Annotated in this window: 22 protein-coding genes and 1 tRNA gene; 7 read left to right on the top strand and 16 right to left on the bottom strand. The window is 62.3% G+C overall.

Features of this window, described 5'->3' with window-relative positions; genetic code table 11:
• Positions 1-21 precede the first annotated feature (21 nt).
• From AQS8620_RS02315 to AQS8620_RS02300, 4 genes are all read right to left on the bottom strand, one after another.
• Positions 22-1,191, bottom strand: coding sequence for a beta-barrel domain-containing protein (locus tag AQS8620_RS02315; RefSeq protein ID WP_370737871.1), 1,170 nt, complete (start codon positions 1,189-1,191; stop codon positions 22-24).
• Positions 1,188-3,842 (bottom strand): ATP-binding cassette domain-containing protein, encoded by a 2,655-nt coding sequence (locus tag AQS8620_RS02310; RefSeq protein ID WP_442319876.1) that lies wholly within the window; start codon positions 3,840-3,842, stop codon positions 1,188-1,190. The genes AQS8620_RS02315 and AQS8620_RS02310 overlap by 4 nt, the downstream gene beginning before the upstream one ends.
• On the bottom strand, positions 3,839-5,194 hold the full coding sequence (locus AQS8620_RS02305) for a TolC family protein (RefSeq protein WP_085835188.1): 1,356 nt from the start codon (positions 5,192-5,194) through the stop codon (positions 3,839-3,841). The genes AQS8620_RS02310 and AQS8620_RS02305 overlap by 4 nt, the downstream gene beginning before the upstream one ends.
• 89 nt (positions 5,195-5,283) lie before the next feature.
• Positions 5,284-8,841, bottom strand: a complete 3,558-nt coding sequence (locus AQS8620_RS02300; protein ID WP_085835187.1) for an Ig-like domain-containing protein — start codon at positions 8,839-8,841, stop codon at positions 5,284-5,286.
• A 487-nt stretch (positions 8,842-9,328) separates the two neighbouring features.
• Between AQS8620_RS02300 and AQS8620_RS02295 the strand changes: the two genes are divergently transcribed.
• Positions 9,329-9,529, top strand: coding sequence for a hypothetical protein (locus tag AQS8620_RS02295; protein ID WP_085835186.1), 201 nt, complete (start codon positions 9,329-9,331; stop codon positions 9,527-9,529).
• Positions 9,530-10,635: 1,106 nt separating this feature from the next.
• On the opposite strand, the gene AQS8620_RS02285 is transcribed toward AQS8620_RS02295, so the two are convergent.
• Genes AQS8620_RS02285 through AQS8620_RS02275 form a run of 3 tightly spaced genes read right to left on the bottom strand, consistent with a single transcriptional unit; the run spans position 10,636 to position 12,723 of the window.
• Complete coding sequence (locus AQS8620_RS02285; RefSeq protein ID WP_085835184.1) at positions 10,636-11,427, bottom strand: iron chelate uptake ABC transporter family permease subunit; 792 nt, start codon at positions 11,425-11,427, stop codon at positions 10,636-10,638.
• Positions 11,420-12,205, bottom strand: a complete 786-nt coding sequence (locus AQS8620_RS02280) for a metal ABC transporter ATP-binding protein (protein ID WP_085835183.1) — start codon at positions 12,203-12,205, stop codon at positions 11,420-11,422. The genes AQS8620_RS02285 and AQS8620_RS02280 overlap by 8 nt, the downstream gene beginning before the upstream one ends.
• Positions 12,202-12,723, bottom strand: coding sequence for a Fur family transcriptional regulator (locus AQS8620_RS02275; RefSeq protein WP_085835363.1), 522 nt, complete (start codon positions 12,721-12,723; stop codon positions 12,202-12,204). The genes AQS8620_RS02280 and AQS8620_RS02275 overlap by 4 nt, the downstream gene beginning before the upstream one ends.
• A gap of 120 nt (positions 12,724-12,843) precedes the next feature.
• Between AQS8620_RS02275 and AQS8620_RS02270 the strand changes: the two genes are divergently transcribed.
• Both AQS8620_RS02270 and AQS8620_RS02265 read left to right on the top strand, forming a co-directional pair.
• Positions 12,844-13,956, top strand: a complete 1,113-nt coding sequence (locus AQS8620_RS02270; protein WP_159453183.1) for a zinc ABC transporter substrate-binding protein — start codon at positions 12,844-12,846, stop codon at positions 13,954-13,956.
• A 59-nt stretch (positions 13,957-14,015) separates the two neighbouring features.
• The gene (locus AQS8620_RS02265) at positions 14,016-14,846 is read left to right on the top strand and encodes a 2-dehydro-3-deoxygalactonokinase (protein WP_085835181.1); all 831 of its coding nucleotides are present in this window, start codon (positions 14,016-14,018) and stop codon (positions 14,844-14,846) included.
• A gap of 3 nt (positions 14,847-14,849) precedes the next feature.
• Here AQS8620_RS02265 and AQS8620_RS02260 read toward each other — a convergent pair whose 3' ends face one another.
• Entirely contained in the window at positions 14,850-16,085 is a 1,236-nt protein-coding gene (locus AQS8620_RS02260; protein ID WP_234990350.1) for a urate hydroxylase PuuD, read from the bottom strand.
• Between the two features lie 5 nt (positions 16,086-16,090).
• On the bottom strand, positions 16,091-16,450 hold the full coding sequence (gene uraH / locus AQS8620_RS02255) for a hydroxyisourate hydrolase (RefSeq protein ID WP_085835180.1): 360 nt from the start codon (positions 16,448-16,450) through the stop codon (positions 16,091-16,093).
• A 146-nt stretch (positions 16,451-16,596) separates the two neighbouring features.
• Between uraH and puuE the strand changes: the two genes are divergently transcribed.
• The 3 genes from puuE to AQS8620_RS02240 are packed head-to-tail and all read left to right on the top strand — an operon-like array spanning position 16,597 to position 19,330.
• Positions 16,597-18,021 carry an allantoinase PuuE gene (gene puuE / locus AQS8620_RS02250; protein ID WP_085835179.1) on the top strand — a complete coding sequence of 475 codons (1,425 nt, stop codon included), beginning with the start codon at positions 16,597-16,599 and terminating at the stop codon, positions 18,019-18,021.
• Positions 18,018-18,851: a bifunctional allantoicase/(S)-ureidoglycine aminohydrolase gene (locus AQS8620_RS02245; RefSeq protein WP_085835178.1), complete on the top strand. Its 834-nt coding sequence runs from the start codon at positions 18,018-18,020 to the stop codon at positions 18,849-18,851. Before puuE ends, AQS8620_RS02245 begins: the two co-directional genes overlap by 4 nt.
• Positions 18,848-19,330: an ureidoglycolate lyase gene (locus AQS8620_RS02240; RefSeq protein WP_085835177.1), complete on the top strand. Its 483-nt coding sequence runs from the start codon at positions 18,848-18,850 to the stop codon at positions 19,328-19,330. Before AQS8620_RS02245 ends, AQS8620_RS02240 begins: the two co-directional genes overlap by 4 nt.
• An 87-nt stretch (positions 19,331-19,417) precedes the next feature.
• Here AQS8620_RS02240 and AQS8620_RS02235 read toward each other — a convergent pair whose 3' ends face one another.
• The gene (locus AQS8620_RS02235; RefSeq protein WP_085835176.1) at positions 19,418-20,527 is read right to left on the bottom strand and encodes a polysaccharide biosynthesis/export family protein; all 1,110 of its coding nucleotides are present in this window, start codon (positions 20,525-20,527) and stop codon (positions 19,418-19,420) included.
• 194 nt (positions 20,528-20,721) lie between these two features.
• On the opposite strand from AQS8620_RS02235, the gene AQS8620_RS02230 reads away from it, so the two are divergent.
• A tRNA-Met gene (locus AQS8620_RS02230) sits at positions 20,722-20,798 on the top strand.
• Between the two features lie 226 nt (positions 20,799-21,024).
• Here AQS8620_RS02230 and rpmD read toward each other — a convergent pair.
• The 6 genes from rpmD to rpsN all read right to left on the bottom strand — a co-directional run bounded on the left by rpmD (position 21,025) and on the right by rpsN (position 23,569).
• Positions 21,025-21,213, bottom strand: coding sequence for a 50S ribosomal protein L30 (rpmD, locus tag AQS8620_RS02225; protein WP_085835175.1), 189 nt, complete (start codon positions 21,211-21,213; stop codon positions 21,025-21,027).
• Between the two features lie 11 nt (positions 21,214-21,224).
• On the bottom strand, positions 21,225-21,803 hold the full coding sequence (rpsE, locus tag AQS8620_RS02220; RefSeq protein ID WP_085835174.1) for a 30S ribosomal protein S5: 579 nt from the start codon (positions 21,801-21,803) through the stop codon (positions 21,225-21,227).
• 140 nt (positions 21,804-21,943) lie between these two features.
• Positions 21,944-22,303 (bottom strand): 50S ribosomal protein L18, encoded by a 360-nt coding sequence (gene rplR / locus AQS8620_RS02215; RefSeq protein ID WP_085835173.1) that lies wholly within the window; start codon positions 22,301-22,303, stop codon positions 21,944-21,946.
• Between the two features lie 11 nt (positions 22,304-22,314).
• Positions 22,315-22,848, bottom strand: coding sequence for a 50S ribosomal protein L6 (gene rplF, locus AQS8620_RS02210; RefSeq protein WP_085835172.1), 534 nt, complete (start codon positions 22,846-22,848; stop codon positions 22,315-22,317).
• Between the two features lie 10 nt (positions 22,849-22,858).
• Positions 22,859-23,251, bottom strand: a complete 393-nt coding sequence (gene rpsH / locus AQS8620_RS02205) for a 30S ribosomal protein S8 (protein ID WP_085835171.1) — start codon at positions 23,249-23,251, stop codon at positions 22,859-22,861.
• 12 nt (positions 23,252-23,263) lie between these two features.
• On the bottom strand, positions 23,264-23,569 hold the full coding sequence (gene rpsN, locus AQS8620_RS02200; protein WP_085835170.1) for a 30S ribosomal protein S14: 306 nt from the start codon (positions 23,567-23,569) through the stop codon (positions 23,264-23,266).
• Between the last annotated feature and the right edge of the window lie 7 nt (positions 23,570-23,576).

The following is a 23,576-nucleotide window of genomic DNA, read 5'->3' as shown; positions in this document are numbered from 1 at the left end:
CGCCTTCACCTTAGGCGGGCCTTACGGCTCGCGAAAGGCCTCGCGCGATTTATAGAGCGGTTTGAGCAGGTAGCTGAGAAACGTCTTGGACCCTGTGTGCAATTCCACCGTCGCCCGCATCCCCGGACGGATCGCGATATCGCGCTGCCGCTCGGTCAGATGCGCCAGATCCACCGTGGAGCGCACCTTGTAAAATGGCGGGATATTGGGGTTGCGATCATCTTCGAACGTATCGGCGGAAATGAAGGTCACCTCGCCCTTGAGCGAACCGTAAATCGTGTAATCATAAGCAGATAGCTTGATTGTTGCCTCCTGCCCGATCTGCACGTTGGCGATGTCTTCGGGTTTGATGCGCGCCTCGACGAACACTTTATCGCCGCCGGGAATGATCTGGAAAATCTCTTCGCCCGGACGCAGCACACCGCCGATTGTCGTGACGTTGAGATTGTTCACAACCCCGCTCATCGGTGCGACAATCGTGGTGCGCACCAGTTGGTCGGAGGCCAGTTTCAGCCCCTGCTTGAGCGAGGTCAGATCAGCCAGCGTCTTGGAATATTCCTGCGCGCGGTCCAGATCGGCGCTGGTGATGATTTCATCCAGCTTGAGCTGCGCATCCGATGCCGCCTTGCGCGCCCGCGTCGCTTCCAGCAGCGAGATCACCCGCTTTTCATACATGTCGTTCATCAGGCTGCGCTCGGTATCGGCCTGATCGAACACCGCCCGCGCCCCGCTGGCCCGCGAGGCAATATCGGCCATTCGCGCCGTCAACAACGCGCGCTCGGAAGCAAGGATATCGGGCGAGCGGGCGGCCAGCGCCTCGGGCACCTCAAAGCTGCTCTCTCCGGCCAACTCCGCCTCAAGGCGCAGCTTGCGCACCTCAAGCGCGTCGATCTGATCCTGCAGATCGTCGCTTTGGGTCTGGAACTGGGTTGCGCGCAGGCGGGCTAGGACCTGCCCTTCCTCGACCGTATCACCGGCCTGCACCAAAAGCGCTTCGACGATCCCGCCTTCGAGGTTCTGGATGATTTGCGGCGGTTCTGCCGAGACCATCGTGCCCTCGCCGCGCACGATTTCATCGACGCGCGCAATCGCGGACCAGCCGATAAACACGAAGAGCGCAACGGCGCAGAGCCGGATCACCCAGCCCGGGCCACGCATGTCACGTTCGAGCATGTGGTCAAAGGTCGTCACGCGCGGTCTCCTGATTGGCGGGTCAGATGGGCCACCACTTCGTCGCGCGGACCATCCACGATCAAGCGCCCGTTTTGCAGGATCACCGTGCGTTCCGTCAGTTTGAGGATCGGCAAGCGGTGGGTCGCAATCACCGCCGAACGCTGCGCAAGCCAGGTCTCCAACCGGCTGACCAGAGTGGTTTCCAGCGTCTGGTCCAGCGCGGCTGTCGGCTCGTCGAGCAGGCAGATCACCGGATCCTGCATCCACAAGCGCGCCCAGCCGATCGACTGGCGCTGCCCGATCGACAGCCCCTCGCCCCCGTCGCGGATTTCAAGGTCCAGCCCCTTGGGGTGGCTGCGTACAAAAGGGCCAAGCCCTGCAAAATCCAGCGCATCGAGCATCCGGTGTTCGTCGCGCTCCAACCCCGTGAGGTTGAGGTTCTCGCGCAGGCTACCGGCAAACAGGCGCACATCCTGTCCCAGATACCCGATCTGTCGGCGCAGGTCGCGCGGGTCGATCTGCGCAATATCCACCCCGTCCAGCAGGATGCGCCCTTTTTGCGGGGCGTAGAGCCCTGCCAGCAGTTTGAGAAGCGTGGATTTCCCCGAACCGTTCGATCCCAGGACCGCGATTTTTTGCCCCGCCTTGATCGAAATTCCTGCGACCTCGACCGTCGCGGCGCTATCGGCGTCATAGTGGAATTCGACGCCGCGCAATTCGAACGCGCCCTGCAATGCTTCCTTGCGAATGTAGCTGCGGCCCTGCGCCTGCTCTTGGGGCGATTGCACGATGGCATCCAGCCCTTGCAGCGCGGTTTTCACGTTGGACCAGCGCGCCATTGTTCCTGCCAGCGACGACAGCGGCGCGAGCGTGCGCGAGGTCAAAATGCCCGTGGCGATAATCGTGCCGACGGTAAATTCCCCTGCAAACACAAGGTAGGTCCCGATGACAACCGCCGCGATATAGGTCAATTGCTGCACGCCTTGCGACCAGAAGGTCAGGATCGCGGCCAGCTTGCGCTGCTCGGAGGATTTGGACGAGGACAACAGGTTCAACTCGTCCCAAATCCGGCGAATCCGGTCCTCGCCACGGGTGGTTTTCACCGTGTCGAGTTCGTAGATTGCTTCGTGCAGGATGCGCGACGCCTTGGCCGAAGCCCCCTGCGTGGCTTGCGTCAGGGCCATCATGCGTTTTTGGAAAAAATAGCCGGGCAGCACCATCAAAATGCCTCCCGCAACCAGCACCCACATCAGGTTGCCCGCGATAGAGGCGACCAGAAAGAGGAACAGGAAAATGAAGGGCACATCGGTGATGGTGCCGATGGTGGAGGCCGTGAAAAACTCGCGCACCGAGGAAAATTCGCGCATGGAGGCAAACAAGCCCGATGGCGATGCCGGCCGCCCGTCAGAGCGCATGCCCAGGATGCGATCCAGCAACATTGCCTGCACTTTCATCTCGATCTGACGGCCGGCGTTGTCCATCAGCCGCGAGCGCGCAAGTTTGAGGATGCCTTCCATCGCGATGGCCAGAAAAGCGCCAAAGGCCAGCACCCACAAGGTTGCTTGCGACTGGTGCGGAATCACGCGGTCATAGACCTGAAGCGAAAACAGCGCCACGCCCACGGCCAGCATATTGGCCACAAGCGAGCCCAGCGCAATCTCGCCAATCGGCTTGCGAAACGCGCGAAATTGCCCCCAAAACCAATGGTCGGTCGGCGTGGTCGGCACATGTTCGCGCGCGATTGCATGCAAGGATTTTCCCGCGCGCACCACGATACCGGAGAAAAACGGCCCGAATTCATGCAAAGGCACCTCGGCACGATTGTCAGGGCAGGTGCGGTCGAAAATCGTCAACACATCGCCGTCCTGTGCGAGGACCAACACCAATTGGCCTGAGGTCATCTGGGCAATCGCGGGCCAGATCCTGGCCGTCAGCGCCTCGACCACCGAAACCTCGGTTTGCAGCCCGATGAACTCGAGCGCGCCTGCCAAGGCCTCGGGCGGCGTGCTGTCATCGCCGCTCTGCGCAAGACATTCGGTCAGATCCGACACCATGGCCGTGACGCCCAGCACCGCGGCGAAACTGGCCAGTAGTTCAGCGCGCTGCACCAATCTGCGGGTGAACACCGCGCTCGTTTGAACGGGTCGAGGGGACGCCGGGTCCGGCGGCCCCGCTTTGGGGCCAGCCACGGCGGAGGGCGGTGCGACGGAAAAGGGCTTGGGTGCGGACTTGGGCGCTGAGGTGGGTGCGGGCGTCGCCACGGCGCTGGACTGGCCGAATTGCGGCGTGATGATTTTCGGATCGGCCTGTGCCGGTGTGGCCAGTTTGCGCTTTACCTGTGCCGTCGGCGTTTTGTCGATTGGGGTTGCGGTTGCGGGCGCAAGCGGGCTTGGCGTTCCCAGCGTCAATGTCACCGGCGCTTTGGCCGCAGAAGTGGATTTGGGGGCAGGTTTAGGGGCGGGTGTGGCGGGTTTCAACACACCAAGCGACAGCGACACCCCGCCTTTGCGCCCCGCTGCGCCAGTCGCAGTGGGCTGGCGCGCGGCCTCCTGCGCTGCGCGTTCGGCCTCGGCTTCGGCCGCCGCCCTGGCGCGGTTCTCCGCCTCGCGCGCCTTTGCATGGGCTTTCGCGCCCCCCGGTTTGAAGGTCAGCTTTGGCGGCTTCGTCAAATGTCAGATCCGTTGGCAAGCGTCCCCGTCAGCCGTGCAAGTTCAAGCTGCGTCAGGACAATTTCATACTGTACATCCAGATGTTCCAACTCCTGATGGATCATCTGTTCATAAACATTCACAACATCCATGACCGAGCGTTGCCCGCCATCGAATTGGTCGAAAAACAACCGGAAATTGGCGCGGGTCTGTTGCACCAGCGCGGCTTCATCCCCGTCCTGGCGTGCCAAGGCCGTCAGGCGGCTTTCCAGACGCGCCCGCAGTCGGGTGGCATCCTCACGCGCGTCGATCACACGCGCCTGCGCGGCTTGGGCGCTGTATTGCGCCGCCTCGCGGCTGGCCGCAGTGCCAAAGCCCAAACCGGCGCCATCCACCGACAGGCCGGCGGTATTGCTTGAGCCCACCGCTGCGCTGGCCCCCAGCGTGGGCAGGGCAGAGGCGCGGGCGATGTCGGCTTCGGCGCGGGTACGCTCGGCCTCGGCCTGCGCGCGCAACACCGACAGGGCGGGCAAATCCGCTTGGGGCAACGGCATGGGCTGGATCGCGGCGGGCAAGCCGATGCGGCGCGTGGTCATTGCGGAAAGTTCGGCCAGAGCCGTGTTGGAGGCTTCCGATTGCGTCGAGGTCAGGCTTTCCATATCCGCCACTTTCGAGCGCACGACCTGCAAATCCGACGGGTTGGACACGCCGCCGTCCACGCGCGCTGTGACCACGCGCTGGAATTCCAGCATCCGGCTGGTGCCCGTTGCCGCCATTGCGGATTTATCGCGGGCCTTGGCGGCGGAAATATAAAGCGTCAGCGCCTCGGCCAGCCGGTCGTTCACCGCCTCCGACAGGCCCACGGCCGCCACTTCGACATCCGCGCGGGCAAATTCGCGTTCGGCCTTGCGCCGCCCGTTATCGTAGATCACCTGCTCGATGATGATATTGGCGACCAGATCGCCCAGCGAGGTCAGGCTGATCGAGGGGCCAATCGTGGGCAACCAGTTTTTCTCACGGGCTTCGGCACGCAGGCGCGCCGCTTTCAGATCCGCCGCAGTCGCGCCCGATGCCGATTGCAGTACCGCCGTCACGATGGCCTGATAGTCCGAGCCGCTGATCAAAACCGAGTTGCGCGCTTGCAGGCTGGTCACGATCGGCGAGGGCTGCTTTTGCCCCGTTGGATTGGCGAAAATCGAGGTGTCCTGCGCTGGCGTTGCAACGGTCTGGGCCGAAGGCGCGCCCGACACCATCGCACGCGCGGCGGCAACAGGGCGCAGGTTTGCAAGCCCAGCCCCCTCGCCGCCCATACAGGCAGACAAAAGAACGGGTGCCGCAAACAGCAGCGTGGCGCTGATCCGTTTGTGTGCCATGTTCCTCTCCCTGACGGTGTCGCCCTTGGGGATTAATGGTCCGGCGGGAGGACCCTCATGGGGTCCCTTCCCCGCCGGCCAGCCCTGCCTTAGATGACGATATCGACGTCGTGATCAACGATGAGCGTGCCATCGTCGCCGAGCGTGTAGATATCGTATGCCTGACCGTCGATGACGGCTGTCTCTCCGGTTGCCACCGCACCCGTCGCGACAACGCGGTCATCCGCGCCCCCGTGAATGGTAAGGGTGTTGGTGTGATCCGCCAGACCTTCCAGCTGTTGCGCGGTGATCGACAATTCGGCACCGGTGACAAACTGGAGGTCCACCTCGCCGATTTCGAACTGCGCAAAGCCTGCGTTGCCCATGTTGATCTGCTGGTACACACCGTCGCCCGCTGTCGAGCGGTCGTCGAGAACGAACAGCGTGTCGGCCTGATTGCCTGCGGTATCTTCGGCCGTCACCACCAGCATCGAGCCATCGGGCACCGGCGCGTCGAAATCCAGCTCGAGTTCGCCGTATTTGGCGTTGTAGGTGCTGTCAAAGCCGACATCCGACGTGTTGCCATCCGCAGCCACCTGATACACATCGACGGTCTCGCCGGTGTTGGTGATGTTGATGCCGCGCACGCCGGTCGAGCCGCGCTCGAAGGCCGAAACATAGGGCGCATCCGCCACGGTATCGACCGCAAAGCCTTGCGTGATGGTCGAGGAGTTGCCCGCGCGATCCGTCGCCGTGATCACCGCCTGGGTGTCATATTCGCCGCCCGCAAGCGCGCCCGACGGCACGGTGACGCTCCAGCCGCCATTCGCACCGGCAACGGTGGAATAGGTCTGGCCTGCGATGGTGACGGCGATGGTCGCGCCGGCCTCGCTCGAGCCGCCGATGGCAAAGCCTGCGCCGTTTTCAGCGGCGTTCACGATGCCGTCGCCGCCGATGGCCCCCACGGTGGTGAGGTGGTTCACCTGCGTGTCGATGGCGATGGTGTCGCTCAGGTGCATCACGTTGCCCGCAACATCCGTGGCGGTAACGGTGACTGCCGCGTCGTATTCGCCGCCCGCGATCGTTCCTGCGCCAAATGTCGAGGACCAGTTGCCCGCCCCGTCGGCTGTGACCGTGCGGCTGACATTGCCCAGTTGCACGACGACTGTCGCCCCCGGCTCGGAGGTGCCGGTGAGGGTCACGCCCGCAGCGGCCTCGGCGGCGTTGACCACAAGGTCGCTGCCGCCTGCCGTGTCATTGTAGGTCAGCGCCATTTCGGTGTCGATGTGCACCGCCCCCGAGACGGTCGAGGTATTGCCAGCCGCGTCGGTGATCGTCGCCGTAATCGGGCTGTCGTAGGTGCCTTGGGGGATCTGCGCGCTGCTAAAGGCGGCCGACCAGGTGCCCGCAGCGCTTGCCATAACTGTCACAGCAGCGTCACCCAATGTGACTGTGACGGGCAGGCCGGCGGTTGCCGTGCCCGTCAGGATCACGCCGTCTTGTTGTTCGATCAGGTTGATGGTGCCGTCGCCCTCGATGGGGGTCGTCGACAACGCCACCTGCCCTGCAACCGTGTCGACACGGATCGAGGAAACAGCCGTGGCCGTGTTGCCCGCAGCATCCGTTGCGACCGCCGTGAGAGTGGCATCATATTCGCCTGCGGGAATGGTGCCCGCGCCGTAGCTGACGGTCCACTGACCATCCGCACCGGCAACGACCTGACGCGCCACGCCTTGCAAGGTAACCAACACGCTCGACCCTGCTTCGGCAGAGCCGCTAAAGCTGACGCCTGCGGCGGCTTCGGTGAAGTTGACGGTATCGTCGCCCCCCGCCTGTCCCGAGAAGATCGCGACATTGGTTTCCGTGTCGATGGCAAAGCTGCCGCTTGTCGAGGAGGTATTGCCATTGGCATCCGTCGCGGCGACCGACACAGTGGCGTCATAGGTGCCTTGCGGGATCGAGCCGTTTTCGAAGGTTGCCGACCACGACCCGCCGGTTGTGACCGAGGCTTCGCGCGTCACGCCCGCCACTGTGACCAGAACGCTAGAGCCGGGTTCGGCCGTGCCGGTCAGGGTGATGCCGGCTTCGACTTCGCCCTTGTTGGCGATGAAATCCCCCCCCAGGGGCGGCTGGTTGAAGGTCACCGTACCGTTGGTGTCGATATGCACCTCATGTTCGAAGCTCGCCGCATTGCCCGCCGCATCCGTCACCGTGGCGGTGATGGTGCTGTCGTATTCCCCTGCGGGAAGCTGCGTGCCGTCAAAGGTCATCGACCAGCTGCCATCCGCGCCCACGGTCGTGGTCAGGCTTTGCCCCTCGAAGGTCACAGCAACCGTGGCGCCCGCTTCGGACTGGCCAGAGATGGTGACATTGCCCGAGGCCTCGGCCCCGTTGATGACATCATCGCCGGTGACGGCGTCAAAGGTCAGGTTTTCCGCTTCGGTATCCACGACCAGCACGTCCGAATAGGTCGCGGCATTGCCGTAGACATCGGTCGTGACGACCGTCACATCGGTGGAATATTCACCCGCCGCAACGTCTGCGGCATCAAAGCCGACGGACCAGCTGCCATCCGCGCCGACAATCGTCGAAATCTCGGTGTCCGCCACAGTGACCACAACGGTTGCGCCCGCTTCACCTGTGCCGCCGATCACGACGCTGCCCTCGGCGTAGCCCGCTCCGTTGACCAAATCACCGGTGGATTCAACACCCGTTGTGAAGGTCAGGTCCGGCGGCGTGGTGTCGACCAGCACTTGGGGGCCGGTCAGATCGGTTTCAGAGCCATCCTCGCCATCCACCACGAGCACCTCGGTCTCATAGGTGCCGTCCTCGGGGATGTCTTCGGGATCGAACACAACGACCCAAGTGCCATCTTCACCGACAACCGTGCTGCCGGTGGTATCGCCGATGGTCACGTAAACCGTGTCCCCCGCACCGCCGGTGCCCGTGACCGTTGCATCATCGTCACCCGCAACGACGATGGGATCCGTGTTCACGGTCGGCGCATCCGTGTCGGGGTCAGTGCCCGTGTCGGGGTCGGTGCCCGTGTCAGGGTCCGTGTCAGGGTCGGTGCCCGTGTCAGGGTCGGTGCCCGTGTCGGGATCGGTGCCCGTGTCGGGGTCGGTGCCCGTGTCAGGGTCGGTGCCCGTGTCGGGATCAGTGCCGCCCCCCGTACCGCCACCGTCGATCAGCGCCGCGCCCGCAGCCGCAGCACCCGCAGCCGCTGCAAAGGGCCAGAGCGGCGGAAACAAGGCCGCAGCCGCGAGCGGCGCGACGACAGGCTCGATACGGTCAAGATCGAGAAAGACCATCTGGTCGAACTCGCTCCACTTTCCGCTCAAGTCAACGGGATCATAGCCCGCAAGCAGGGTCGCATCGCCCGTATCCGTCAGATCGACCTCGACGATTTCGCCCGCATCCGACAGCAAAAGTTTTTGATCTCCAGCGCCGGCGTAAAACCCTTCGACAGTGATCACCTCGCCGCCGACCAGCACGATCTGAAGATCGTTGCCCGCGCGCACGTAATGCGTGATTTCAGCCTGCCGCAGGTTCAGCGAAATGTCCGAACCCGCAGGAAGTTGCACAAAGCCTGCGTCGCTGTCGGAATAAATTGCGCCTTCAAAGGTCGCACCGGCGGCGTCGCGAATAACGTAATTCGTGTCCAACATGTTACTACTCTCACATCCTCAAGATGGGTCGACTACTTTCGGACGACCCTGATTTTGCGATCAAACATACACAAAACGCGATTCGTTTTCTAGTAGCAAAAGGATGTGAGCCTCATAAATGCCATATTTTCCCACAAGATAGGGAAGATTCTTACAGTGCAAATCAAGATGTAGGGACGAGGGCCATATGTTGGTTTGACGCCTGCCCCATTCCTGACAGGTAAATCAAACGCTATAGCGCGGTTGCACAACACAACATCTAGTTGCCCGCCCCGCCTTAATGCGCCGCACTTGATACCAGACTGCGCCCCTCTCGGGCCAGTATTTGCGCAAATTTGCCAACAGCTCGCCGCAGGATTTGATCCCTTGGCCTTGTGTCAGGAACAGCTGCACAGGGCGAAGGGCGCCGCTCTCCCCGCGCAAAGGTGACAGCCATTGAACTTCTGTCGCTGCGCCGCGTTGTGTTTGAAACATTACGGAGACCAACATGAGCACCTTTCGCACCCCCGACCTCACCCCCGACGCCCAGCACGCCCCGATTCTGGAAGCGATCAAAGCCGTCGATGATGGCGCAGACGTAAACATCGACGCGGACGCGCGGCTGATCACCATCACCTCCGCTGCGGGCGACGCGGCCATGCTGCGCGCGCTCTCCGAGGCGGGCTATCCGGCCAGCCTTGCCAGCTAGGCCCTGTCGCCGCTGTCGCGAAAGGGGGTGGGCGGACCGGTCTCCTCCTCCGGTCCACCCTGCTCCTGCAGGGCGGTGCGCCACGGAACCGCGCGCATACAGGAACACCGTGTCCGGCCAAGCCATCGCTCCGCCGGATCGTTCTGTTCTGATGTGAGAGGGGACGTGGCATTGCCACGCCGAGCTTGCGGCCAAACCAATCGCCGGTCGGGGGCGCAAGAGGATTGAAGTACCGGACCGTCATCCGGCCAAGCAGCCGCGTGTCACGCTGGCGGCTTGTTATCGTCGCCCCTGATTAGGGCCAGATTCAGGTTCACCAGAGGCAGCTCCAAGAGTGCGACATCGCTGGACCAGCGCGTCCAGCGCCTCACTCAAAACCAGTGCCGCCTCGGGCAGCGCCTGTTCGCGCGCGATCCGCTCCATGCCGCGCAACGTGTCGGCAATCCATTCCGCTTGCCCCAGATGACCAGACGGAGCCAGACATCCAGACGGCCCCATGTGGCCAGTCGGACAAGCTGTGGTGGAGGTGTCGATGTGAAGGGCCGGCAAGGGGTGGCTCTGCGGCGTTGCTGCGCTGGCCACCTCCTCGCCAGCCATCATCACCTGCACGGACCGCGAAACAGGCTGTACCACTGAACGTGGCGTCGTTGCGGAGCCTCCCACCTCCGCAACTGGATCGCCTGCATGCCCTCTCTCCAAAGCACGCGCGATCTGCTTTCGCCAAACACCCTCTCCCGAGGTGCCTTCCCCGAAACCGCAGGCGCACGACCCATAGGGGGCGCCGGTACGATCACCGGAAAACGTTGGAACCATTCCCATCCTGATACTCCCAAATCAGGTTCGAGACCGGCTGATGCCACTCCCGCTCAAGCGCGACTCCTTTAGTCCAACAGTGTCACTCGACAGGAAAAAGGCCCCTCCTCAGATGACCCTTCCTGCCTGACAAAAGATCCTCCCAAATCCTTCGTCCGAGTGCTTCAAGCGCCGGACGTCACCGCCGAGCCTCCCGAAGTTGTGATAAGAAAACATATCTTTAAGGGCATGTAAACAATCATCGATTATTTTTTTGATTACCGACTATCGTGCTGATTTAAAGAGCAGATGCCTTAAACCTTTGCGCCTTTCGGACGCAGCTGCAAAATCAGGAAAACCGCCCCCGCAGAGACCACAATCGAGGGGCCTGCGGGCGTGTCCCATGTCCAACTGGCACCCAACCCTGCAATCACGGCAAGGGCTGCGATCACAGACGACAGCGTTGCCATCTGCTCGGGCGAGCGGCTGATAAGGCGCGCCGCCGCGGAGGGAATGATCAGCAAGGCGGCGATCAAAAGTGCCCCCACCACCTTCAACGCGACAGCGACAACCACGGCCATGGCAAGGGTGAGAATCAGCCCCTCGCGCTTGGGATTGATTCCCGCAGATTGCGCCAGATCCGCACTGAGCGTCATGGTCAAAAGCCGCGACCAGCGTGCCGCGACCAGCCCCGCCACCACGGCGGCGCCCCCCCAGATCAAGGCCACATCGGCCCAGGACACGGCGAGAATATCACCGAATAAAAAGGCCTCCAGATCCACGCGGACGCCGGTAACGAAAGACACAGCCACAAGCCCTAAAGCCAAGGCACTATGGGATAAAACCCCCAAGGTGGTGTCCATCGCATGACCGCGCGATGCCAAAATCGACACCGCCAGCGCCATCAAAAGCGCAACCGCCAGCGTCCCGCCAAAGACAGGCACCCCCGTGCCCAGCGCCAGGGCCACGCCCAGCACCGCCGCATGAGAGGTCGCATCGCCGAAATAGGCCATGCGCCGCCACACGACGAAGGCCCCAAGCGGGCCGGTGGCCAATGCCACCCCCAGTCCCGCAAGCGCGGCGCGCACCAGAAAAGCGTCAATCATGGCTGTGCTCCAAAGTGGCCTTCGCATGGGCGCAATCGGGGCCGTGGATATGGGTGCCCTCGGCGTCATGCGCGTGATCATGTTCGTGTTGGTACAGCGCCAATGTGCCTTCGGTGCCCAAGCCGAACAACGCGCGATATTCAGGCGCCGAGCGCACGACATGCGGCGTGCCTTGGCAACAGACGTGCCCGTTCAGGCAAATCACACGATCCGAGGCCGACATCACGACGTGCAGATCGTGGCTGACCATCAAAACGGCACAGCCCATGTCGCGCCGCACCTCTTCGATCAGACGATAGAATCGCGCGACTCCCGGTTGATCGAGCCCCTGAGTCGCCTCGTCGAGAATCAGCAGGTCCGGCGACATCAAGAGCGCACGCGCCAGCAAAACCCGTTGGAACTGTCCGCCCGAGAGGCCCTGCATCGGGTGGGACTGAAGCCCTGCCACACCCACGCGATCCAGTTGCGCCGCGATTCGCGCTGCAGACTGGCGTTTGGGCAGGGATAAAAACCGTGCCACGCTGATCGGCAACGAGGCATCCAGCGCCAGCTTTTGCGGGACATAGCCGATGCTGATCGCCGGGGCGCGCTGCACGGAGCCCGATTCGGGCGGGACGGTGCCCAGAAGCGCCTTCAACAACGTGGATTTCCCCGACCCGTTCGGCCCTACCACGGTGACGATTTCCCCGCGCGCGATATCGAGACTGACGTTTTGCAGCACGGGCAGACCCTCGAACTGGACGGTCAGGTCGCGTGTCGACAACAAGGGCGCGCTCACGAGGGCACCTGTGGGGAGGGGGCGGTGCCCGGGTGGCACGCAGGGCAGGTACCAATGGCCTCGATGGTCACCCGTTCGATCGTAAAACCGATGGCCAGACCCGCGGCCTGCGCCGCGTCGCGCAACGGGGTTGCCGCGGATTCTGCGACCGCGCTGCACTGCGCACAGATAAAAAAGGCAGGCGCATGGTCGGTGTCGGGATGCATGCAGGCCGCAAAGGCGTTGAGGCGGCGGATGCGATGCGCAAGCCCGTGCTCCACCAGAAAGTCGAGCGCACGATAGGCGACGGGTGGTTGATGCCCAAAGCCCTCGGCCTTGAGCCGGTCGAGAATGTCATAGGCCCCGAGGGCGCGGTGTTCTTCGAGCAGGATCTCCAAAACCCGCCGCCGCACGGGGGTCAGGCGCAGGCCCTCGGCGCGCGCGCGTCCTTCGGCGGCCTGCATCACCGCACCCGCGCAATGGCTGTGGTCGTGGCGTTCGAAAGCGGCGGCAGTGTCGGACGGGGTGGGCGCGGTCATGAAGGGCCTCTCGGTTTGGTGTCGGCAAAATGTGATATTATCACTTTTGCAGATTGTCATTCTGCGAAATGTACTATTATAACACTTCGCAACCGACAAGCCCTTTGCACCGGAGGCCCAATGCCCATCCCTTTGCCCTTTCTCCTGACATCCAACCGCGCCGCGCGCGGCGCTTTGCCGCTTCTCCTCGCCACATTCGCCAGCGCCGCCCATGCTCAGGCCCCGATGGTTGTGACCGACCTTCCCGCGACCCACGCCCTGGCGAGCGCCGTGATGGAGGGCGTGGCGACCCCCAGCTTGATCGTGACCGGCGCAGCTGATCCGCATCATTTCCAACTCAAACCCTCGCAGGCGCGGGCTTTGTCCAAAGCCGATGTGGTGTTCTGGATCGGTGAGTCCATGACGCCCTGGCTTGCGAGCGCCCTGCCCGAGCTTGCGCCCCAAGCGCGCTCTGTCGCGCTGCTTGATGCCCCCGACCTGCCGCTCCTCCCGCTTGGAGAGGCGGAACATGAGGGTCACGATGCGGCTAACGCCCACGCCGAGCACGACGATCACGACACAGAGGACCACGCCCACGCCGATCACGACGCTGAGGAGGGACACGACCACGCGGACCACAGCGACGCGGATCACACCGCTGAGGAGGGACACGACCACGCGGACCACAGCGACGCGGATCACACCGCTGAGGAGGGACACGACCACGGCAGTGTGGACCCCCACATCTGGCTCGATCCCGCCAATGCACAGATCATGGCCCGTGAAATGGTGGACGTTCTGAGCGCACAGGATCCCGATAACGCCGCGACCTACGCGCGCAACCTGTCTTTGCTTCAGGCCAGCCTTGCCACGCTGACGACCCAACTGCGCGCGACACTTGCCCCCTATGAACACACGCCAATCCTGACCACCCATGACGCGATCGGCTATTTTGCCCGTGCGTTCGAGCTGCATGACATCCTGCCGGTTTCCGCGTCCGATGCCTCGAAACCGGGTGCGGCGCATCTATCGGCTCTGGGGGCGCAGATCGCCGCCGCCGCAGACCAGCGCGACACGCTGTGCCTCTTGGCCGAGCCGCAGCAGAACCTGTCCCTTGCGCGCGCGATCACCGGCGAGGTGACGGTGGAAGATGCCGAGGCCGACCTTTCGGGCACGACGCTTGCGCCGGGGGCTGACCTTTATGCCACACTCCTGACCGACATTGCCGCCGCAATCGCCACCTGCACCCCGTGAGGCATTGAAACTCCGCCTGTCGAGCTTGATACTGCGCGCAAGCTCGACAGGAGAGACTAGTGAAAACGGACTGGATTGCGGTCGAAATCGACAGGGATGAAGTCCGTGCTTGGGCCGTGGATCGCGACGGGGCCGTCAACGACCACGCCCGCGCGCGCGACACAGATCTGGCGCAGCTCATCGCGCCGTGGCGCGGTGCAGGGCGTCCGCTTGTTCTGGTGAGCGGGGAGACCGGAAGCCCGGCCTCCTTCGTGCCGTGCAAACCCTTTGCCACCCTGCCAAATGCGCAATCGGATGCCGGGATCGACCTGCGTCTGGTTCCTGCCATCGCGCAAAACGCCCCGGCGGATGTGATGCGCGGCGATGTGGTGCGCATCGCCGGGTTCATGACGACCAACCCGCAGTTTGATGGCGTGCTTTGCATGACCGGCCCCGTGAGCCGCTGGGTCCATGTCAGCGCCGGCGAAATCGTCAGTTTCCAAAGCTTTGTGACCGGCGAGCTGATCGACAGCCTCGTTGCGGCCTCGGTTCTGCGCCACACGGTGGGCAGCAGCGGGGCGGATGATGTCGCGTTCCAGACCGGGTTCGAGGACGGTTTCGAGCGCCCCGAGCGTCTGCTCACCCGCATTTATTCTCTCCACGCCGAAGCCGAACGCGAAGGTCTTGCGCCGGGGTTGGCGCGGGCGCGGTTGCGCGGACTGGTCATGGGCACCGAGCTGGCCGTTGCCAAACCCTATTGGCTTGGACAGCAGATTGCAGTGATCGGACAGGACGATAACACCAAACGCTACACCGAAGTGCTGCGTGCGCAGGGCTGTCCGGTGATCACCGCAGATCGCGATACGATGACCATGGCCGGTTTTCGGGCCGCGCGCGCCCAGATCGGCTAACGCCTAGCCATTCACCGCCGCTTCGTACCACGCGCGGATTGCGGCGCGCTCTTCTTCCTCGATATGTGACGCGTTCGCGGGCGGCATGGCATGAGTCACCCCCGCTTGCAGCCAGATGTCGCGCGCCTGCGTCGCGATGCGCTGCGCCGTATCCAGACGCACCCCCTTGGGCGGACCGGACATGCCCGGCCAACCGGGATCGGAATTGTGACACATCGCGCAGCGCCCCAGAACGATCTGGTGCACATCCTCAAACCCCTCCGCCTGCGCAAATTTCGCCGCAGCCCCCGTGAGGGCGGCCGTCTCCTGATCGGTATTGGTGCGATAGATTCCAGCAGTCGAAAGCCACATGATCAGCACGAACAACACGGCCGTCACCGCCCAGGTCCAATAGGGGCTGCCTTTATGAGCGTGTTTGGTGTTGAAGAAATGGCGGATTGTCACCCCCATCAAGAACACGAGCGCCGCGACCAACCAGTTGTATTTGCTCGCAAAGGCCAGCGGATAGTGGTTCGAGAGCATGAGGAAGATGACCGGCAGCGTCAGGTAGTTGTTGTGGGTCGAACGCTGCTTGGCGATTTTACCGTATTTCGCGTCCGGCGTGCGGCCCGCCTTGAGATCCGCAACCACGATCCGTTGATTGGGCATGATCACGAAAAACACGTTCGCTGTCATGATGGTCGCGGTGAAGGCCCCAAGGTGGATCATCGTCGCGCGGCCCGAAAACACCTGCGCATAGCCATAAGCCATTCCCACCAGCAACAGGTAGAGCACCACCATCAGCGTCGTGGAATTCGCACCGAGTCTGGATTTGCACAGCGCGTCATAGGCCAACCACCCAAAGCCGAGCGACGCCAGAGACAGCGCGATCGCGCCCGCAATGGAGAGCGCCGCCACGTCGGGATCGACCAGATAAAGGTCTGCGCCGAAGTAATAGACCAACACCAGCATCGCAAAACCCGACAACCACGTCGAATAGCTTTCCCATTTGAACCAGATTAGGTCATCCGGCATCTGATCCGGCGCAACCGTGTATTTTTGAAGGAAATAAAAGCCGCCGCCGTGGACTTGCCATTCTTCGCCTGCCACGCCCTTGGCCTTCGAGGAGGAGGGGCGCAGGCCCAGATCGAGCGCGATGAAATAAAAGGACGAGCCGATCCATGCGATGGCCGTGATCACATGCAGCCAGCGGACGGCAAATTCGATCCATTCCATGAAAAACGCGAAATTCGTAGCCATCTGGGTTAGCTCCCGCGGTAGGTCGAAAAACTGAAGGGCGAGAGGAGCAAAGGCACGTGATAATGGCTGCTCAGATCACTGATGCCAAAGCGGATCGGCACAAGGTCAAGAAACAAGGGGGCGTCTCCCGCCTGTCCCGAAGCGCGCAGATAATCGCCCGCATGAAACAGCAACTCATAGCTGCCCGTGGCGAAATCGCTGGCAGGCAGGATCGGGGCATCTGTCCGCCCGTCCGCATTGGTCACCATGCTCACAAGGGGGCGGCGCTGGTCGTCGAGAATGCGAAACAGGTCGATTTTCATGCCATCGGCGGGGACACCGCGGGCGGTATCCAGGACGTGGGTGGTCAGGTATCCAGTGGTCATGGGATCTCTATTTGCTCAAATCTAAGGCTTAGGCTGTCGGAAATCCCGCAACCTTGCAAACACTTGCTGAGGCCAAATGCCTTGTTCTTGTGCTTTGCGTCGCAAGCGTCCAGATTTTGACCATATGGACGAAAGGCTTGTCGCACATGCAAAAACTTCCGGCACGATATTCACGCAACATGATCGGCTATGGGGCCAATGCGCCCGATCCGAAATGGCCCAATGGCGCGCGCGTTGCCGTGCAGTTCGTGCTCAACTACGAGGAGGGCGGCGAGAACAACATCCTGCACGGCGATGCAGGCTCGGAGGCCTTTCTGTCGGATATCGCGGGCGCCGCCCCCTGGCCTGGCCAGCGCCACTGGAATATGGAATCCATCTATGAATACGGCGCGCGTGCGGGATTTTGGCGGTTGCATCGCCTGTTCACCGGCGCGCAGGTGCCGCTGACGATCTACGGCGTGGCCACTGCCCTTGCCCGCAGCCCCGAGCAGGTTGCCGCCATGCAGGACGCAGGCTGGGAAATTGCGTCCCACGGGCTGAAATGGGTCGAACACAAGGACATGCCCGAAGCCGAGGAACGGGCCGCGATTGCCGAGGCCATTCGCCTGCACACCGAAGTCACCGGCGAGCGCCCCTTTGGCTGGTACACGGGCCGCTGTAGCGCCAATACCGTGCGCCTTGTCGCCGAGGAGGGCGGGTTTGACTATATTTCCGACACTTATGACGACGATCTGCCCTATTGGATCGACGCGGGCGCGCGCGACCAGCTGATCATCCCCTACACGCTGGAAGCCAACGACATGCGCTTTGCCACTGCCCCCGGATACATCACGGGCGAGCAGTTTTTCACCTACCTCAAAGACGCCTTCGACACGCTCTACGCCGAAGGGGAAACGGCTCCGAAAATGATGTCCATCGGCCTGCACTGCCGCCTGATCGGACGGCCCGGAAAGATGGCGGGACTGGCGAAATTCCTCGACTACATCGCGGGGTTTGACGACGTCTGGACGCCGACGCGGCGCGAGATTGCGCAGCATTGGGCCAAGACCCACCCGCCCAAACGGATCGAGCGCCCCAGCGAGATGGATCACGCCCGCTTCGTTGACCTTTATGGCAGTATTTTCGAGCATTCGCCCTGGGTGGCAGAACGTGCCCACGGGCTGGAACTCGGGCCTGCGCATGACAGCGCGATCGGCGTCCATTCCGCCCTGTGCCGCGCCTTTCGCAGTGCCAGCGCAACAGAACGGCTGGGGGTGCTGACCGCCCACCCCGATCTTGCGGGCAAACTGGCCGCCGCCAAGCAACTTACAGCCGACAGCACCGCCGAGCAGGCTTCAGCCGGGCTTGACGCGCTGAGCGCCGAGGAAAAAGCAACGTTCGAGGCTCTCAACACCGCCTACACCACGAAATTCGGTTTCCCCTTCATCATCGCGGTGAAAGAGCATAGCAAAGAGTCGATCCTTGCCAATTTTCACGCACGGCTGGCCCAGGACCGCGCTGCGGAACTGGATACCGCCTGTCGTCAAGTGGAACGGATTGCCCTGCACCGACTGAAAGCCCTCTTTGCATGACCGACGCTTCACGGACCTACTACGCCCCCACCGGCGGCCTTCCCGATCAAAACCAACGCGCGCGCGAACGCGCGGTCTTCACCAATTCATACGCCGTGATTCCGCGCGGGGTGCTGTCGGACATCACCACCAGTTTCCTGCCGCATTGGACCAAAAGCCGCGCATGGGTGCTGGCCCGCCCGCTCAGCGGTTTTGCTGAAACCTTTGCCGAGCTGATCGTTGAAATCGCCCCCGGCGGCGGGTCGCAGCGCCCCGAACCGGATGCGGGCGCGCAGGGCGTTCTGTTCGTTCTGGCCGGCCACCTGACCCTGCGCTTTGGCGGGCAAACCCACGAGATGAGCGATGGCGGCTATGCCTATCTGTCGCCCGACGAACTCTGGACGGTGGAAAATACCTCCGACACGCCAGTCAGCTTTGTCTGGGTGCGCAAGCGCTACGAGGATGTGGCAGGCATCGAGCGCCCCGAAAGTTTCGTAACCAGTGATGAGGCGGTGACCGCCATCAGCATGCCCGAAACCTCGGACTACTGGGCGACGACACGGTTTGTCGACCCCAACGATCTGCGCCACGACATGCATGTGAACATCGTCACCTTCCTGCCCGGCGGCACGATTCCCTTTGCCGAGACCCATGTGATGGAACACGGGCTGTACGTGCTGCAAGGGCGCGGCGTGTATCTGTTGAATCAGGATTGGGTCGAGGTGGAAGAAGGCGACTTTTTGTGGCTGCGCGCCTTTTGCCCGCAAGCCTGCTACGCTGCGGGACGCCGCCCCTTCCGCTATCTGCTCTACAAAGATGTCAATCGCCACGCGGCCTTGGACCTGACATGAGGCGCGTCACGGTGGCGCCGCTTTCGGCCCCGGCCTTCGCGCCCTATGGCGATGTGCTGGACGCCAGCGGTGCGCCGGACAAGATCATCAATGCGGGCAAATGCGGACGCTATCACGATCGTGCAACGCTTGATTTTGGCGCTGAAACAGCGGGGCGCGCGGGGGTGTCGATCTTTCAGGCCGAGGCGCGCAGCCTGCCCTACACGCTTGACCTGATCGAGCGCCACCCAGAGGGCTCGCAGTGCTTCATTCCCATGAGCCGCGATCCGTTTTTGGTCATTGTCGCCGATGGTCCTACAGCCACGCCGCGCGCCTTTGTCACCGATGGGGCGCAGGCCATCAATTTTCATCGCGGCACATGGCACGGCGTCCTTACGCCGCTTGCGGCACCGGGGCTGTTTGCGGTGGTGGACCGCATCGGGCCCACCGCCAATCTTGAAGAATACCACTACCCCAGCCCTTGGATCGTAACGCGCTAAGGCGCGGGGGATCATAACGCGCTAGGGCGCAGGGGATCGTAACGCGCTCGTGCGCAGGACCTCCGCGACACAGGCCGGACCGACAGGCTAGAGGCCGAGCGTGCTCGATAGGCCAAACGCACGCCCCACAAGCCCGAATACCGTCTGGATATTGGCCACAGGGCTTTCGGTCGCATAGACCAGATCATCGGGCATGATCGGAAATTTGCTTGCCGCGAACAGCCCGTCCGCCGAGGTCAAATCAACCGTGAAAACGACCTGCGCGCGGGTCGGACCGCCGCTGCGCAACGCGCTGGCCGGATAGCTGCGCAGGATCAACAGACCGCGCGGATCGGCCCGACTGTCCGAAATCCCGCCAATCAAGCTCAACGCATCCGCCACCGTCACCGTATCCTTGGGAAACTCGATCATAGCCTCCGACCCTGTCGCCCCAAGAGCGAGAAAAGTACGCTCGTCGGGCGTGACGATCACCCGGTCCCCGCCCAGGACAAGCGCGTCCCGATCAGGGCTTTCATAAAGCGATTCAAGGGAGGTGCCGTAAATTTTGGAGCCGCGGAAAATCTTGACCCGCGGGTTGTTGAGCGCCGCAGGAACACCTCCGGCCTGGGCAATCAGGCTCAAGACGGTCGTGTTGCGATCCACGAGCGGGTAAGCGCCAGGTCCGGCGACACCGCTGACCATATCGACGGTATTCCCGCGTCCCGGCTGCGCGGCAAGTTGGACCTGCACGCCCGGAATATAGCCATCAAGGGCAGTCTGAATGGTTTCACGCGCGTGATCGGGCGACATGCCCGAGACGCGTAGATTCCCGACATAGGGGATGAAAATCTCGCCCGCGCCGGAAACGCGCAAATCGGACATCGGTGTCACCAAGGCCCCCGGTCCGGCCAGAAGCCCCGACTGTGCACTGTCCCAGATCACCAGCGAAATGACATCACCTGCGGCAAGCAGCGGCGTCGAAGACCCACCTGTGCGGCCCATCCAGCTGTAGCGCGGCGTGTTGTCGGTCGAGGGCCAGCTGAGCAACGCGGGCAACGCCGCACGCGTCACAGGTTGCACCGCAAAGTCCGCCGTCTCGGCGTTGCGCGCAGCACCCGTGATCTCAGATTGCATGGCAGCGCCACGCGGCAGCGAACAGCCCGTCGTGGCCACAGCCATCACCACCATTGCGGCGCGCAGCAGAGTAATTCCCCTCATCGGTCCCCCCGGACGTCAAAATTTCAGCGCCCTCAAATTAGGACGGAAAATCGTTTCAAACAACCCGATACAGCAGGCATATAGGGGAAACCCGCCATCAGCCCCCTATATTTTGCGCCTGCGCAAGAAAGCGCGGCGGACAGGTTTTTTGTGCTTGACCCTTGGCGCGTGAAAGTCTACCTACGCGGCACTTCGGCGGAGTAGCTCAGTTGGTTAGAGCAGCGGAATCATAATCCGCGTGTCGGGGGTTCAAGTCCCTCCTCCGCTACCATTACCCCAAAATCTTCATAGACAAGCGCAACACGGCTCGACACGAGCGGTGTTTTTGGTCTGCGCGCAGGTGTCTGCACGATGAGGTGTCCGTGCCATGTGGTTCGGCGCGACCTTGCGCGCGCGGACCGGCGCAGACACCCTCTGTCGCTGCCGCCCCTGCCGCGCAACGCAAAACGCCCCGCAGTCACCTGCGGGGCGTTCTATTTGAAACCAAGACCGAGGTCTTAGCCGCGCTCTTCGACGATCTCGACGAGGTGCGGGATCGAGCGGACCATGCCACGAACCGAAGGCGTATCTTCGAGTTCACGGGTGCGGTGCATCTTGTTCAGACCCAGACCGATCAGCGTAGCGCGCTGTTCTGCGGGGCGACGGATCGGCGAGCCGATCTGCTTGACGACGATGGTTTTAGCCATGGTTCAGATCCTTATGCTTCTTCTGCAACCGCAGTCGCGTCGACCGGAGCGGCCTCACGAGCGGGCAGAATGTCAGCGACTTTTTTACCGCGACGTTGCGCCACGGAACGCGGGGATGCTTCCTGACGGAGGCCTTCGAGCGTTGCGCGGATCATGTTGTAGGGGTTCGAGGAGCCGATCGACTTTGCAACAACGTCGTGGACGCCGAGCATTTCGAAAACGGCACGCATCGGACCACCGGCGATGATACCGGTACCCTGAGGTGCCGTGCGCATCACAACGCGGCCAGCGCCGTGGCGACCGTTCACGTCGTGGTGAAGGGTGCGGCCTTCTTTAAGCTGCACGCGGATCATTTGACGCTTGGCTTGCTCGGTAGCTTTACGAATGGCCTCGGGGACCTCTTTCGCTTTCCCTTTGCCAAAGCCGACGCGGCCCTTTTGGTCACCGACAACCACGAGAGCAGCAAAGCCGAAACGCTTACCACCTTTCACGGTTTTCGAGACGCGGTTGATCGCGACAAGGCGATCTGCGAATTCGGGAGTTTCGTCGCGGTCGCGGCGGTTATCCCGACGGTTATCACGTTCTGCCATGGGGCATTCCTTAAATGGTGGCGCGCTTGCACGCCGACTTGAACCAATCCAGGTAACACGCCCGCAAATCCGGGAAGGATCGCGGGCGGTTCCGGATCATCGGGAGGGCAGGATCCAACGACCGCGCCCTCCGCATGGAATTAGAACTTCAGACCACCTTCACGCGCAGCCTCGGCCAGAGCCTTGACCTTGCCGTGAAAGAGGAAGCCACCGCGGTCGAAGTAGCACTCTTCCACACCGGCTTTTTTCGCGCGTTCTGCGATCGCTGCGCCCACTTTGGAAGCGGCGTCGATGTTGTTTTTGCCAACAACACCGAGGTCTTTTTCCATCGAGGATGCCGATGCGAGCGTTTTGCCGTTCACATCGTCGATCAGCTGCACGCTGATGTTCTTGTTCGAGCGGTGCACGGACAGACGGGCGCGGCCCGCTGCCAGTTTCCGCAGTTTGTTCCGGACGCGCAGGCGGCGCTTGAGGAACAGAGTCCGTTTGCTGTTTGCCATTTTCTGCGTCCTTACTTCTTCTTGCCTTCTTTGCGGAAGACATATTCGCCCTTGTAGCGGATCCCCTTGCCCTTATAGGGCTCGGGCGCACGCCATTCGCGGATGTTTGCCGCGACCTGACCTACGAGCTGCTGGTCGATACCTTCCACAACGACTTCCGTTTGCTTCGGAGCGGTGACGGTGACGCCAGCCGGAACTTCGAAGTTAACGTCGTGCGAGTAACCAAGCGACAGTTTCAAGGTGTTGCCCTGCATCTGAGCGCGGTAACCCACACCCTGAATTTCAAGCTCTTTCTTGAAGCCTTCCGTCACGCCCGCGATGCAGTTTGCAACCATCGTGCGCGACATGCCCCACTGTTGAAGCGCGCGTTTGGATTTCCCACGGGGGGTCACCGAAACAGCGTTATCTTCAATCGTGATCGTCACATCGTCTGTGGCGTTAAAAGTGCGGACGCCCTTGGGGCCCTTCACTTCGACTTTTTGGCCGGACACAGTGGCAGTAACGCCGCTGGGCAGATCGACCGGTTTTTTCCCAATACGAGACATCAGACCCTCCTTAGAAGACGGTGCAAAGTACTTCGCCACCCACGTTTTGGGCACGAGCATTTGCATCAGACATCACACCTTTGGGCGTGGAGACAATCGACACACCCAGACCTTGACGGACCGAAGGAATGTCTTTGACGCCGAGGTAAACGCGACGACCGGGTTTGGAAACCCGTTTCACTTCGCGAATGACCGGGGTGCCTTCGAAGTATTTCAGGCCGATTTCGAGGGTCGGGTGACCGTTCGCGTCGGAACCTTTTTCGTAGCCGCGGATGTAGCCCTCGTCGAGCAGCACGTCCAACACCCATGCACGCAGCTTGGAAGCCGGTGTGGAGACGTTGGCTTTGCCACGCATTTGAGAGTTACGGATACGGGTGAGCATATCGCCGATAGGATCGTTCATACTGTCTCTCCCTTACCAGCTCGATTTCACCAAACCGGGGATCTGGCCGAAAGAGCCCAGTTCCCGCAGCATGATCCGCGACACCTTCAGCTTACGGTAGTAAGCGTGGGGACGGCCCGTCAGCTGGCAACGGTTGTGAAGACGGGTAGCCGAGCTGTTGCGCGGCAGTTCAGCAAGCTTCAGGGTCGCGCGGAAACGCTCTTCCATCGGCTTCTCTTGGTCGTAGATGATCTCTTTGAGAGCAGCGCGCTTGGCAGCATATTTTGCCACCAGCTTCTCGCGCTTGTGCTCACGTGCGATCATGGATTGCTTAGCCATGTTCTAA

The sequence above is a fragment of the Aquimixticola soesokkakensis genome, from assembly GCF_900172375.1.
GTDB classification, from domain to species: Bacteria; Pseudomonadota; Alphaproteobacteria; order Rhodobacterales; family Rhodobacteraceae; genus Aquimixticola; species Aquimixticola soesokkakensis.
The sequence above is the reverse complement of the archived record's forward strand: the minus strand, read 5'-3'. Positions and strand labels throughout refer to the sequence as shown.

What these genes read in the sequence shown, in the direction of transcription:
- rplF (WP_085835172.1), bottom strand. Translation starts at nt 22,848, where the DNA reads ATGTCTCGTATTGGGAAAAAACCGGTCGATCTGCCCAGCGGCGTTACT.
- rpsE (WP_085835174.1), bottom strand. Translation starts at nt 21,803, where the DNA reads ATGGCAGAACGTGATAACCGTCGGGATAACCGCCGCGACCGCGACGAA.
- AQS8620_RS02300 (WP_085835187.1), bottom strand. Translation starts at nt 8,841, where the DNA reads ATGTTGGACACGAATTACGTTATTCGCGACGCCGCCGGTGCGACCTTT.
- AQS8620_RS02270 (WP_159453183.1), top strand. Translation starts at nt 12,844, where the DNA reads ATGCCCATCCCTTTGCCCTTTCTCCTGACATCCAACCGCGCCGCGCGC.
- AQS8620_RS02275 (WP_085835363.1), bottom strand. Translation starts at nt 12,723, where the DNA reads ATGACCGCGCCCACCCCGTCCGACACTGCCGCCGCTTTCGAACGCCAC.
- rpsN (WP_085835170.1), bottom strand. Translation starts at nt 23,569, where the DNA reads ATGGCTAAGCAATCCATGATCGCACGTGAGCACAAGCGCGAGAAGCTG.
- AQS8620_RS02285 (WP_085835184.1), bottom strand. Translation starts at nt 11,427, where the DNA reads ATGATTGACGCTTTTCTGGTGCGCGCCGCGCTTGCGGGACTGGGGGTG.
- rplR (WP_085835173.1), bottom strand. Translation starts at nt 22,303, where the DNA reads ATGGCAAACAGCAAACGGACTCTGTTCCTCAAGCGCCGCCTGCGCGTC.
- puuE (WP_085835179.1), top strand. Translation starts at nt 16,597, where the DNA reads ATGCAAAAACTTCCGGCACGATATTCACGCAACATGATCGGCTATGGG.
- AQS8620_RS02260 (WP_234990350.1), bottom strand. Translation starts at nt 16,085, where the DNA reads ATGGCTACGAATTTCGCGTTTTTCATGGAATGGATCGAATTTGCCGTC.
- uraH (WP_085835180.1), bottom strand. Translation starts at nt 16,450, where the DNA reads ATGACCACTGGATACCTGACCACCCACGTCCTGGATACCGCCCGCGGT.
- AQS8620_RS02245 (WP_085835178.1), top strand. Translation starts at nt 18,018, where the DNA reads ATGACCGACGCTTCACGGACCTACTACGCCCCCACCGGCGGCCTTCCC.
- AQS8620_RS02305 (WP_085835188.1), bottom strand. Translation starts at nt 5,194, where the DNA reads ATGGCACACAAACGGATCAGCGCCACGCTGCTGTTTGCGGCACCCGTT.
- AQS8620_RS02295 (WP_085835186.1), top strand. Translation starts at nt 9,329, where the DNA reads ATGAGCACCTTTCGCACCCCCGACCTCACCCCCGACGCCCAGCACGCC.
- rpsH (WP_085835171.1), bottom strand. Translation starts at nt 23,251, where the DNA reads ATGAACGATCCTATCGGCGATATGCTCACCCGTATCCGTAACTCTCAA.
- rpmD (WP_085835175.1), bottom strand. Translation starts at nt 21,213, where the DNA reads ATGGCTAAAACCATCGTCGTCAAGCAGATCGGCTCGCCGATCCGTCGC.
- AQS8620_RS02235 (WP_085835176.1), bottom strand. Translation starts at nt 20,527, where the DNA reads ATGAGGGGAATTACTCTGCTGCGCGCCGCAATGGTGGTGATGGCTGTG.
- AQS8620_RS02240 (WP_085835177.1), top strand. Translation starts at nt 18,848, where the DNA reads ATGAGGCGCGTCACGGTGGCGCCGCTTTCGGCCCCGGCCTTCGCGCCC.